The organism is Dryocola mayonis (assembly GCF_051307045.1).
In the GTDB taxonomy this organism is placed as follows: Bacteria; Pseudomonadota; Gammaproteobacteria; order Enterobacterales; family Enterobacteriaceae; genus Dryocola.
In genome coordinates, this window is sequence record NZ_CP150452.1 from 461,522 (window position 1) to 474,479 (window position 12,958).

A 12,958-nucleotide genomic window follows, 5' to 3' on the forward strand; every position below is an offset into this window, starting at 1 on the left:
GCCCGGAGGCGATGACGCCTCCGGGCTTAACAATTTGGTGGATGGCGCTGACGCTTATCCACCCTACGCTTTAAACGTTCCCGTAGGTCGGGTAAGCGCGAGTGTCACCCGACGCAACAACAAGCATATTCCCGTAGGTCGGGTAAGCGCGAGCGCCACCCGACGCTAATTACACTTCAAGGAAGTTCAGGATCCCATCAGCCGCTTTGCGGCCTTCGGCAATTGCCGTCACCACCAGGTCGGAACCACGCACCGCGTCGCCGCCGGCGAAGATTTTCGGGTTGCTGGTCTGGAACGCGTTTTCGCTGCCTTCCGGCGCGATAATACGCCCCTGGCTGTCCAGCTCAACGCTGTGTTTTTCCAGCCACTGCATGCTGTGCGGACGGAAACCAAACGCCATCACAACCGCATCGGCAGGAACCACGTGCTCCGAGCCCGCCACGATTTCAGGACGGCGACGGCCGTTAGCATCCGGCGCGCCCAGTTCAGTGCGGACAAACTTCACGCCCGACACTTTGCCGTTAGCATTAATCTCCACGCCCAGCGGCTGCACGTTGAACTGGAACTCCACGCCTTCTTCCCGCGCGTTTTTTACTTCGCGGCGCGAGCCCGGCATGTTCTCTTCGTCACGGCGGTAGGCGCAGATAACGTGCGTTGCGCCCTGGCGAACGGAGGTGCGCACGCAGTCCATCGCGGTATCGCCGCCGCCCAGCACCACAACGCGTTTGCCTTCCATGTTCACATACGGCTCTTCGGGGGAATCACCAAAGCCCATGATCTGCTTGGTGTTCGCAATGAGGAACGGCAGGGCGTCGAACACGCCCGGCGCATCTTCATTCTCTAAACCGCCGCGCATGGACTGATAGGTGCCCACGCCGAGGAATACGGAATCAAACTCGTTGAGCAGATCGTCGATCTGTACGTCGCGTCCCACTTCGGTGTTGAGCTTGAACTCGATGCCCATGCCGCTGAAAATCTCGCGGCGCTTGGTCATCACCTCTTTTTCCAGTTTGAACGCCGGGATACCGAAGGTCAGCAGGCCGCCGATTTCCGGGTGACGATCGTAAACCACCGCTTTCACGCCGTTACGCGCCAGCACGTCCGCACAGGCCAGGCCCGCCGGGCCCGCGCCGATAATCGCCACGCGTTTGCCGGTTTGCCTCACGCCGGTCAGATCCGGCTTCCAGCCCATCTCAATCGCTTTATCGTTGATATAGCGCTCGATGTTGCCGATGGTGACCGCGCCGAACTCATCATTCAGGGTGCAGGAACCTTCGCACAGACGGTCCTGCGGGCAAACGCGGCCGCACACTTCCGGCAGGCTGTTGGTCTGGTGCGACAGTTCAGCCGCTTCGATAATGCGCCCTTCGTTGGCAAGCTTCAGCCAGTTTGGAATGTAGTTATGAACCGGGCATTTCCATTCACAGTAGGGGTTGCCGCAGGACAGGCAGCGGTCTGCCTGCGCCTTGGCCTGGCCTTCTGAGAACGGCTCGTAAATTTCCACAAATTCAATTTTACGGATCTTCAGCGGTTTCTTTGGCGGATCAACGCGCTGTAAGTCGATAAATTGATATACGTTTTGACTCATCGTGACCTCTTACTGCGCCTGAACCCGCAGCTCAGCTGCAGAACGACTACGGTGACCCAACAATGCTTTGACATCGCTGGACTTCGGTTTAACCAGCGTGAATTTCGCCGCAAAGGCTGGCCAGTTCGCCAGGATCTCTTCGCCGCGCTGGGAACCCGTCAGCTGCACGTGCTCGGTAATCATGCCGCGCAGATGCTCTTCGTGGATGGCCAGCTCTTCAACGCTGAGCAGCTCGACCAGCTCAGGGTTAACGCGCTTACGGAAATCGCCGTCTTCATCGAGCACGTAGGCGAAACCGCCGGTCATGCCCGCGCCGAAGTTGACGCCGGTTTTGCCAATCACGCAGACGATACCGCCGGTCATGTATTCACAGCCGTTATCGCCGATGCCTTCCACCACGGTAATAGCGCCGGAGTTACGCACCGCGAAACGCTCGCCCGCGCGGCCTGCGGCATACAGCTTGCCGCCGGTTGCGCCGTACAGGCAGGTGTTGCCGATAATCGTCGCTTCGTGGCTGCGGAAGGCGGAGCCCACCGGCGGACGCAGGGAGATCAAACCGCCCGCCATGCCTTTGCCCACGTAGTCGTTGGCGTCGCCGGTCAGGTGCAGCTCGACGCCGCCTGCGTTCCATACGCCGAAGCTCTGGCCCGCGGTGCCGCTGAAGTGCGCCTTAATCGGATCCGCCGCCAGGCCCTGATCGCCGTTGTGCTGAGCGATATAGCCGGAGAGCATCGCCCCGACGGAGCGGTCGGTATTGCGGATATCAAACCAGAACGTTTTGCTCTGCCTGTCGTCCACATACGGCTTCGCCTGGGCCAGCAGCTGCGCGTTGAGATCGCCTTTATCGAACGGCGGGTTATGCTCGGTGCAGTAGACCGCTTTGCCCGGCATCGGCTCGGCCGTTTTCAGCAGGTTCGACAGATCCAGGTTTTGCTGTTTGGCGGTAAAACCGTCGAGCTCTTTGAGCAGGTCGGTACGGCCAATCAGATCCACCAGACGTTTTACGCCCAGCTGCGCCATGAGTTCACGCGTTTCGCGAGCAATGAAATCAAAGTAGTTGGTCACGCGGAACGGCAGGCCGTGATAGTGGTTCTTACGCAGCTTCTCGTCCTGGGTCGCAACGCCCGTCGCGCAGTTGTTAAGATGGCAGATACGCAGATATTTACAGCCCAGCGCAACCATTGGCCCGGTACCGAAACCGAAGCTTTCCGCGCCGAGAATCGCCGCTTTGATGATATCGAGGCCGGTTTTCAGGCCGCCGTCAACCTGCAGACGAATTTTGTGGCGCAGGCCGTTAGCCACCAGCGCCTGCTGCGTTTCGACCAGCCCCAGCTCCCACGGACAGCCCGCGTATTTCACCGAGGACAGCGGGCTTGCGCCCGTACCGCCGTCGTAGCCGGCGATAGTGATCAGATCCGCATAGGCTTTGGCCACGCCGGTCGCGATGGTGCCCACGCCCGGTTCAGAAACCAGCTTCACGGAGATCATCGCTTTCGGGTTGACCTGTTTCAGATCGAAAATCAGCTGCGCCAGATCTTCGATAGAGTAAATATCGTGATGCGGCGGAGGTGAAATCAGCGTAACGCCCGGAACGGAATAGCGCAGCTTGGCGATATACGGCGTGACCTTATCGCCCGGCAGCTGGCCGCCTTCGCCAGGCTTCGCGCCCTGAGCGACTTTAATCTGGATAACGTCGGCGTTGACCAGATAAGACGGGGTTACGCCGAAGCGGCCGGAAGCCACCTGCTTGATGCGGGACACTTTGTTGGTGCCGTAACGCGCAGGATCTTCGCCGCCTTCGCCGGAGTTGGAGTTTCCGCCGATGCTGTTCATCGCTTCCGCCAGGGATTCATGCGCCTCCGGGCTCAGCGCCCCGATGGACATGGCTGCGGTATCGAAGCGTTTGAACAGCTCGCTTGCCGGCTCGACCTCTTCAATACGCACGCTTTCGCCCTGCGGATTGAGCGCGAGCATATCGCGCAGCGTTGCCACCGGACGCTCGTTCACCAGCTTCGCGTATTCCTGGTAGTCCTGATATTCGCCGCTCTGCACCGCTTTTTGCAGCGTCTGCACCACGTCCGGGTTGTAAGCGTGATATTCGCCGCCGTGGACGAACTTCAGCTGTCCGCCCTGATCCAGCGGCTTGCGCACCAGCCACGCGCGTTTAGAGAGGTTCAGCAGATCCTGCTGGAAGTCGTTAAAGCCCGCGCCGCCGATACGGCTGACAACGCCCTGGAAGCACAGCTCGGAAACTTCCTTATGCAGGCCCACGGCTTCAAACAGCTTCGAGCAGCGGTAAGAGGCGATAGTCGAGATGCCCATTTTGGACATGATCTTGTACAGCCCTTTGTTGATGCCGTTGCGGTAGTTCTGCATCACGGTGCGGTAGTTTTTATCGATGGCGCCGGTATCCACGAGCCTTGCCAGCGATTCGTAGGCAAGGTACGGGTAGATTGCCGTCGCGCCGAAGCCCAGCAGCACCGCGAAGTGGTGCGGGTCGCGCGCGCTTGCGGTTTCGACAATGATGTTGGCGTCGCAGCGCAGGCTCTTCTCAACGAGGCGGGTCTGGATGGCGCCAACCGCCATCGGCGCCGGAACCGGCAGGCGGTTTTTAGCGATGTTGCGGTCAGACAGCACCAGCAGAACGGTGCCGCTGCGTACCATGCGTTCGGCTTCGTCGCACAGCGCGCTGACGGTTTCGTGCAGCGATTTCTCCGTCACATCGTAGGTGATGTCCAGCGTGTCGGCGCGGTAATGCTCTTCTTCCAGCTGGGTGAGCTGCTGGAAATCCGACCACAGCAGGATCGGCGATTTGAAGCTCAGGCGGTGCGCCTGGCCTTCTGCCTCGCAGAAGACGTTCATCTCACGGCCGATGCTGGTGGCAAGGGACATAACGTGCGCTTCGCGCAGCGGGTCGATTGGCGGGTTGGTGACCTGCGCAAACTGCTGGCGGAAGTAATCGTAAATAACGCGCGGCTGGCTGGAGAGCACGGCGAACGGCGTATCGTCGCCCATTGAGCCGACCGCTTCCTGGCCGTTTTCACCCAGCACGCGCAGGATGGAATCCAGCTCTTCGCTGCTGTAGTTAAACTGTTTCTGGAAGCTGGCCAGCGTATCGTCGTCCAGCTCGCGGGTGCCCACCTCTTCGTCCGGCAGGTCTTCAAACGGCACCAGGCGACGAACGTTGTTTTCCATCCACTCTTTATAAGGGTGGCGGCTTTTCAGATCGTCATCGGTTTCCGCGGAGTGCAGAATGCGGCCGACGCGGGTGTCGATAACCATCAGCTCGCCCGGGCCGACGCGGCCTTTTTCCACCACTTCGTCCGGCTGGTAATCCCAGATGCCGACTTCGGAGGCGCAGGTGATGAGCTTGTCTTTGGTGATAACGTAGCGCGCGGGACGCAGGCCGTTACGGTCCAGGTTACAGGCGGCGAAGCGCCCGTCGGACATAACGATACCGGCCGGGGCCGTCCCACGGCTCCATATGCATGGAGTTAAAGTCAAAGAAGGCGCGCAGCTCCGGATCCATGTTCGGGTTGTTCTGCCAGGCCGGCGGAACCAGCAGGCGCATGGCGCGCACGATGTCCATGCCGCCTGCCAACAGCAGTTCGAGCATGTTATCCATCGAGCTGGAGTCAGAGCCGGTTTCGTTAACGAACGGCGCCGCATCGTGCAGATCGGGGATCAGCGGGGTCTGGAATTTATAGGTACGCGCGCGCGCCCACTGACGGTTACCGGTGATGGTGTTGATTTCACCGTTGTGCGCCAGATAGCGGAACGGCTGCGCCAGCGGCCAGCGCGGCACGGTGTTGGTGGAAAAGCGCTGGTGGAACAGGCAGATGGCCGATTCCAGACGCAGATCCGCCAGGTCCAGGTAAAAGCGCGGCAAATCTGCCGGCATACACAGACCTTTATAGATGTTTACCAGGTTTGAGAGGCTACAGACGTAGAAGTCTTTATCCTGGATGCGTTTCTCAATGCGGCGACGGGCGATAAACAGGCGACGTTCCATATCACGCGGACGCCAGCCGGCCGGAGCATTAACAAAAATTTGTTCGATGCGGGGCTTTGAGGAGAGGGCGATTTCACCGAGCACGTCTTCATTGGTCGGCACCTGGCGCCAGCCAACAATCGACAGCGTTTCGTTTTGCAGCTCTTCTTCCACAATACGGCGACTTGCATTAGCCAGCGCTTCGTCTTTACTTAAGAAAATCATGCCGACGGCATAATTTTTAGCTAAACGCCAGCCGCGCTCTTCAGCAACGATGCGGAAGAAACGATCGGGTTTTTGTAACAGCAGGCCGCAACCGTCACCGGTTTTACCATCGGCGAGTATCGCGCCGCGGTGCTGCATTCGGGCCAGTGCGTGAATAGCGGTACGCACTACCTTGTGGCTAGGTTCGCCTTCTATGTGGGCGATCAGGCCGAAACCACAGTTATCCTTCTCAAGGGATTTATCGTACAACATATCAGTGAACCTCCCCAGGCTCTACGTGATTCCCGATACCGTTTGCGCGTGGGCGCAGCAAGGGCATGGCGACGGGGTTTGCGCATTCTACGCCGACCTCGCGTGTCGCCCTCATCAGACCAACGCATCCGGTGTCACAAGTGTTGAGGACTTGCTTTAGAGGGAATCTTAATTACTGCATAAATATGATGGGCACAGAACCCACCCAGAAAGCTTCCAGCGGATTTCCAAGTTATCGGGAAAGCGCACACAGGTCAAATGGCATTCTTATTTATACATATTTGTGCTAAGTGGGATTTAATATTTTGATTATTAAGGGAATTAAGGCTTTTTATTCACAATTAAACCCTTAGCGAGCGCATCGGGTTATGTGATCTCTCTCACTGTCTGCAAGGCGGCAAAATTACAGTCCATGCTGGCATCATCAATATTGCCAGCATGTTGTGCTGCAATCGGGCGTGAGCGTGCAGCATGACACTGTTTTTTACCGGACGTCATATTCTTTCAACGACGGGCGGCAATATAAGGAAAAGTAATCATCCGGAGGATGCGTAGAGTTGCACTTATTGTGAATGATTATTCAATAGGTAAAGCTGCGCCAGTGCGATTGATCCAGGTCATCGCCCTTTAACGCAGAAAATGGCAGGCTACGCCCCAGGGTTGCGGGCAGGCTTCAGAAAAGCGTGGTTTTCTAAAGTCTGCGCTAACACCAGAAAATCAAAAGATTTTCAAAGAAATATTCAGCGCTTCTCAGCATCCGCAGGACAACGCGGTCTGCCAGACGTCTTTACTATCCTTTTTGGGCCGGCCCATCAGATTATGCAGTTACAGAAATTAGTCAACATGTTTGGTGGGGATCTTACTCGCCGCTACGGGCATAAAGTCCATAAGCTCACCCTTCACGGCGGCTTTAGCTGCCCGAATCGCGACGGCACCATCGGCCGCGGCGGATGCACTTTTTGCAACGTCGCCTCCTTTGCCGATGAAACGCAGCAGCAGCATTCCATCGCCGGGCAGCTCGCCCGACAGGCGAAGCTGGTAAACCGCGCGCAGCATTATCTCGCCTATTTTCAGGCCTACACCAGCACATGGGCGGAAGTACAGGTGCTGCGCTCGATGTACCAGCAGGCGGTCAGCCAGGCGAACATCGTCGGCCTTTGCGTAGGCACCCGGCCTGACTGCGTGCCGGAAAGCGTGCTGGATTTGCTCAGCGAATACCGCGAACAGGGCTTTGAGGTCTGGCTGGAGCTGGGTTTACAGACCGCGCATGACAAAACGCTGCGCCGCATCAACCGCGGCCACGACTTCGCCTGCTATCAGGAAACCACCCGCCGCGCCCGCCAGCGCGGCCTGAAGGTGTGCAGCCATCTGATTGTCGGTTTGCCGGGAGAAGGGCAGGCGCGCTGCATGGAAACGCTGGAAAAGGTCGTGGAGACGGGCGTGGACGGCATCAAGCTCCACCCTCTGCATATCGTCACCGGCAGCACCATGGCGAAAAGCTGGCAGGCGGGGCGTTTACAGGCCATTGAACTGGAAGACTATACGCAGACCGCCGGCGAGATGATTCGCCATACGCCGCTTGATATCGTCTTTCACCGTATTTCCGCCAGCGCTCGCCGCCCGACGCTGCTTGCGCCGCTGTGGTGCGAGAACCGCTGGACCGGCATGGTTGAAATCGACAGGTATCTGCTTGCACATGGCGCGCAGGGATCGGCTCTCGGAACGCCGTGGGATCCCACTATACTCGCGTAATTCTGAGCGTTATCTTTTTTTGCGGTATATTTAGCGCATTGTTGGCGAAGGAAAGGTTCCATGAAGCAAATCCGGTTACTGGCGCAGTATTACGTTGATTTAATGGTGAAGCTCGGCCTGGTGCGCTTCTCTTTGCTGCTGGCTTCGGCGCTGGTGGTGCTGGCCATCGTTGTGCAGATGGCGGTCACCATGCTGCTGCGCGGCCAGGTCGAAAGCATAGACGTCGTGCGCTCCATCTTTTTCGGCCTGCTGATTACGCCCTGGGCGGTCTATTTTCTTTCCGTGGTGGTCGAACAGCTCGAGGAGTCGCGCCAGCGGCTGTCTAGGCTGGTTGAAAAGCTCGAGGAGATGCGCGAGCGCGATCTCAAGCTCAACGTGCAGCTTAAGGACAATATCGCGCAGCTTAATCAGGAGATAGCCGACCGTGTGAAAGCGGAAGACGAACGTCAGACCATGCTTGAGCAGCTCAAGGTAGAGATGCAGGAGCGCGAAGAGACGCAAATCCTTCTTGAGCAGCAGTCCTCGTTTCTGCGCTCCTTCCTCGACGCCTCGCCGGATCTGGTCTTCTACCGCAACGAAGACAAAGAGTTCTCCGGCTGCAACCGCGCCATGGAGCTGCTGACCGGCAAAAGCGAGAAGCAGCTCATCAGCCTGAAGCCGCAGGACGTTTATTCGCCAGAGGCGGCGCTGAAGGTTATCGAGACCGACGAAAAGGTCTTCCGCCACAACGTTTCTTTGACCTACGAACAGTGGCTGGATTATCCGGACGGGCGCAAAGCCTGTTTTGAAATCCGCAAGGTGCCGTATTACGACCGGGTAGGCAAGCGCCACGGACTGATGGGCTTTGGACGCGATATCACAGAGCGTAAACGCTATCAGGACGCCCTTGAGCGCGCCAGCCGCGACAAAACCACCTTTATCTCCACCATCAGCCATGAGCTACGCACGCCGCTGAACGGCATCGTCGGGCTGAGCCGTATCCTGCTGGATACCGAGTTGAACGCCGAGCAGACCAACTACCTGAAAACCATCCATGTTTCGGCCATTACGCTTGGCAATATCTTCAACGATATTATTGATATGGATAAGCTTGAGCGTCATAAAGTCCAGCTTGATAACCAGCAGGTCGATTTCACCAGCTTCCTCGCCGACCTTGAAAACCTTTCCGGGCTGCAGGCGCAGCAAAAAGGGCTGGCGTTCGTTATGGAGCCAACGCTGCCGCTGCCGCATAAGGTGGTTACCGACGGTACGCGCCTGCGCCAGATCCTCTGGAACCTCATCAGCAACGCCGTGAAGTTCACGCCGAAAGGCGGACAGGTCACGGTACGCGTGCGCTACGATGAAAGCAGCCTGCGATTTGAAGTTCAGGATTCCGGCATCGGGATCCCGCAGGACGAGCAGGACAAGATCTTCGCCATGTATTACCAGGTAAAAGACAGCCAGGGCGGCAAACCCGCCACCGGCACCGGTATCGGGCTTGCGGTTTCGCGCCGCCTGGCGAAAAGCATGGGCGGGGACATTACCGTCAGCAGCAGGCCGGGCGAAGGCTCGCTGTTTACGCTGACGGTGCAGGCTCCGCGCGTGGCGGAAGAAGTGGAAGACACCTTCGAAGATGACGAAATGCCGCTGCCGGCGCTGCACGTGCTGCTGGTGGAGGATATTGAGCTAAACGTCATCGTTGCCCGCTCGGTGCTGGAGAAGCTCGGCAACAGCGTTGACGTCGCCATGACCGGCAAGGAGGCGCTGGAGAAATTCACGCCGGGCGAATATGACCTTGTGCTGCTGGATATTCAGCTGCCGGATATGACCGGGCTGGATATTTCTCGCGAGCTCAACGCCCGCTTCGACAAAGCCGATCTCCCGCCGCTGGTGGCGCTGACGGCCAACGTCCTGAAAGATAAAAAAGAGTATCTGGATGCGGGCATGAACGACGTCCTGAGCAAGCCGCTTGCGGTACCGGCGCTGATGGCCGTTATCCAGAAATTCTGGGACAACCAACAGACTGACAACGAGAAGGAACCTGTAATGACTCAAGTTGATAGTGAAAAACAGCAAGCGTTACTTGATATACCGATGCTCGAACAGTACATGGAATTAGTCGGGCCGAAGCTGATTACCGATGGCCTGGCGATGTTTGAAAAAATGATGCCGGGTTATTTAAGCATTCTGGACTCGAATATGACCGCCCGCGACCAGAAGGGCGTGGTGGAGGAAGGCCATAAAATCAAAGGCGCCGCCGGGTCCGTCGGCCTGCGCCATTTGCAGCAGCTGGCCCAGCAAATTCAGTCGCCGGATCTGCCCGCATGGTCAGATAACGTAGGGGAGTGGATTGAAGAGCTCAAGCAGGAGTGGCAGCACGACGTGGACGTTCTGAAGGTCTGGGTCGCGAACGCGCCCAAAAAATGACCCCGGATAAACCGGGGTGCGCGAACACTGCGCCAACACCAGGGAAAACGTGGATTGCGCCGGATATTTATAAGTTGTCATCAAGCGGCGCAACCCGTTATTCGCGGGATGCTCAGGAATTAAGATAGCAAATCTTAAAACGTTTGTTACATGAATCAGTAAAATGTGTGAACCATAGCGGCCAAATTAACCTGACTGATAATAAGGGCCGCATGACCAAAAGGAAAAGCCGGATGAAGAAAGTTGGCGTGGTGCTCAGCGGTTGCGGCGTCTACGATGGCAGCGAAATCCACGAGGCGGTGATTACGCTGCTGGCGATAGCGCGTGCGGGAGCGCAGGCCGTCTGTTTTGCGCCCGACAAACCTCAGGCGGAGGTTATCAATCATCTTACTAACGAGGCGGCGAATGAAGGGCGCAACGTGCTGGCGGAAGCGGCCCGTATCGCCCGCGGCGCGGTCACGTCGCTGGCGCAAGCTAACGCCGACGAGCTTGACGCGCTGATTGTGCCCGGCGGGTTCGGCGCGGCTAAGAACCTCAGTAATTTCGCGGCAAAGGGCATCGACTGCCGGGTCGACGGCGAACTGCGTCGCCTCACGCGCGCGCTTCATGAGCAGGGTAAGCCAATTGGCTTTATGTGCATTGCGCCAGCCATGTTGCCCAAAATTCTGGATATGCCCGTGCGCCTGACGATTGGCACGGATATCGATCTGGCCGAGCTTCTTGAAGAGATGGGTGCGGAACACGTTCCCTGTCCGGTCGATGACATCGTGGTCGACGAAGAGCATAAGGTCGTGACAACGCCTGCTTATATGCTGGCCGCCCGCATTGACGAAGCGGCTGCCGGCATAGAGAAGCTGGTGGCCCGCGTACTGGATCTCAGCGCATGAAGAAAGGGCGTTTCGCGCTCTGGACCTCGATCAGACGCTGGATTATACGGGCAGTACTCGCCGTTGTGGGGCTGTGGCTTGCGGGCATCGTCCTGTTTAGCTTTTTGCCGGTGCCGTTTTCGGCGGTGATGGCCGAGCGCCAGCTCAGCGCCTGGCTGACGGGCGATTTTGGCTATGTAGCGCATTCGGACTGGGTGAGCATGGATGAAATTTCTCCGTGGATGCCCCTTGCGGCGATCGCCGCCGAAGACCAAAAGTTCCCCGAGCACTGGGGGTTCGATATGGCCTCCATTGAAAAAGCCCTCTCCTACAATGAACGCAACGTGAACCGCGTGCGCGGCGCTTCCACGCTGTCGCAGCAAACGGTGAAGAATCTCTTTTTGTGGGACGGGCGTAGCTGGGCGCGAAAAGGGCTGGAGGCCGGGCTTACGCTCGGGGTGGAGGCCGTATGGACGAAACGCCGTATTCTGACCGTTTATCTGAACGTCGCCGAGTTCGGCGAAGGGACGTTTGGCGTGGAGGCCGCCGCGCAGCGCTATTTCCACAAGCCGGCCAGCCGCCTGACCGCGTCTGAAGCCGCTTTGCTTGCCGCGGTGCTGCCAAACCCGATTCGCTTTAAGGCGAACGCGCCTTCCGGCTACGTGAGCCAGCGCCAGCAGTGGATTTTACGGCAGATGCGCCAGCTGGGAGGGGAGTCGTACCTGGCGCAGCATAAGCTGAAATAGTTAGTCTTCGTCGAAGCCGGCGTTGAACAGCGCGACAACCGCTGCCAGCGCCTGCTCCTCCTGCGGGCCGGTGACCTCGATTTCAATCTGGCCGCCTTTGGCCGAATCCAGCATCAGCAGGGCGATAACGCTGCTGGCTTCGGCCTCGGTTCCCGCTTCATTCCGCAGCATCACTTCCGCATCGAAGCTTTGCACCAGCTCAAACAGTTTCATCGCCGGGCGCGCGTGCATGCCCAGCTTATTAGTGATTTCAACGGTATGCTTTACGGTCATGTTTTACGTTTTTCCAGCGTACGGTGACGAGACTGAACGTTTTTACCGCGCGAACGGAAGTAGTCGGCCAGCTGCTCGGCGATATAAACGGAGCGATGCTTGCCGCCGGTGCAGCCGATGGCGACGGTCAGATAGCTACGGTTGTTGGTTTCCAGCATGGGTAACCATAGCTCAAGGTAGCTGCGGGTCTGGTAAATAAAATTGTGAACTTCCGTGTGCCTGTCGAGGAAGGCGGCGACGGGACGGTCCAGGCCGGTCATGGGACGCAGCTTGGGGTCCCAGTGCGGGTTCGGCAGGAAACGCACGTCGAAAACGTAATCGGCATCAATGGGAATGCCGTGCTTAAAGCCGAAGGACTCAAAGACCATCGTCAGCTCGCGCTCGCGCTTGCCCAGCAGGCGGGTGCGCAGCATTTCCGCCAGCTCGTGCACCGACATTTCAGAGGTGTCGATAATCAGGTCGGCACGGGACTTAAGCGGTTCAAGCAGGTCGCTTTCTTCGTCGATGGCGCTTTCCAGCGACAAATTCTTGCTTGAAAGCGGGTGCAGGCGGCGGGTGTCGCTGTAGCGACGGATCAGGGTATTGCGATCCGCATCGAGGAACAGAAGCTGCGGGGAGAAGGCGTCAGGCAGGTTGGTCATCGCCTGTTCAAAGATCTCCGGGTTTTCCGGCATGTTACGCACGTCGATACTGACCGCTGCGGATATCTGCCGCTCGGCGAGGGTTTTCGCCAGATCCGGCAACAGCACTACCGGCAGGTTATCCACACAGTAGAATCCCATATCTTCCAGTGCACGCAAGGCTACAGACTTCCCTGAACCAGAGCGGCCGCTGACTATCATCAGCACCATTTCATCAT

General features: G+C 58.0%; 7 protein-coding genes and 1 pseudogene. 4 read left to right on the top strand and 4 right to left on the bottom strand.

Translation table 11 applies throughout. The annotated features are described in order from the left end of the window. Positions 1 to 169 precede the first annotated feature (169 nt). Both WLO32_RS02220 and gltB read right to left on the bottom strand, forming a co-directional pair. Entirely contained in the window at positions 170 to 1,588 is a 1,419-nt protein-coding gene (locus tag WLO32_RS02220; RefSeq protein ID WP_435947026.1) for a glutamate synthase small subunit, read from the bottom strand. A gap of 9 nt (positions 1,589 to 1,597) precedes the next feature. Continuing rightward, positions 1,598 to 6,056 (bottom strand): annotated as a pseudogene (gene gltB, locus WLO32_RS02225) (glutamate synthase large subunit). Positions 6,057 to 6,875: 819 nt separating this feature from the next. Here gltB and WLO32_RS02230 point away from each other — a divergent pair. The 4 genes from WLO32_RS02230 to mtgA all read left to right on the top strand — a co-directional run bounded on the left by WLO32_RS02230 (position 6,876) and on the right by mtgA (position 11,826). Continuing rightward, complete coding sequence (locus WLO32_RS02230) at positions 6,876 to 7,808, top strand: TIGR01212 family radical SAM protein (protein WP_435947027.1); 933 nt, start codon at positions 6,876 to 6,878, stop codon at positions 7,806 to 7,808. Between the two features lie 60 nt (positions 7,809 to 7,868). Beyond that, positions 7,869 to 10,214, top strand: a complete 2,346-nt coding sequence (arcB, locus tag WLO32_RS02235) for an aerobic respiration two-component sensor histidine kinase ArcB (protein ID WP_435947028.1) — start codon at positions 7,869 to 7,871, stop codon at positions 10,212 to 10,214. Positions 10,215 to 10,447: 233 nt separating this feature from the next. After that, positions 10,448 to 11,101, top strand: coding sequence for an isoprenoid biosynthesis glyoxalase ElbB (gene elbB / locus WLO32_RS02240; protein WP_435947029.1), 654 nt, complete (start codon positions 10,448 to 10,450; stop codon positions 11,099 to 11,101). Next, positions 11,098 to 11,826, top strand: coding sequence for a monofunctional biosynthetic peptidoglycan transglycosylase (gene mtgA, locus WLO32_RS02245; RefSeq protein WP_435947030.1), 729 nt, complete (start codon positions 11,098 to 11,100; stop codon positions 11,824 to 11,826). Before elbB ends, mtgA begins: the two co-directional genes overlap by 4 nt. On the opposite strand, the gene npr is transcribed toward mtgA, so the two are convergent. Next, the gene (gene npr, locus WLO32_RS02250; protein ID WP_121266409.1) at positions 11,827 to 12,099 is read right to left on the bottom strand and encodes a PTS phosphocarrier protein NPr; all 273 of its coding nucleotides are present in this window, start codon (positions 12,097 to 12,099) and stop codon (positions 11,827 to 11,829) included. After that, the gene (gene rapZ / locus WLO32_RS02255; RefSeq protein ID WP_121266407.1) at positions 12,096 to 12,950 is read right to left on the bottom strand and encodes an RNase adapter RapZ; all 855 of its coding nucleotides are present in this window, start codon (positions 12,948 to 12,950) and stop codon (positions 12,096 to 12,098) included. Before rapZ ends, npr begins: the two co-directional genes overlap by 4 nt. Between the last annotated feature and the right edge of the window lie 8 nt (positions 12,951 to 12,958).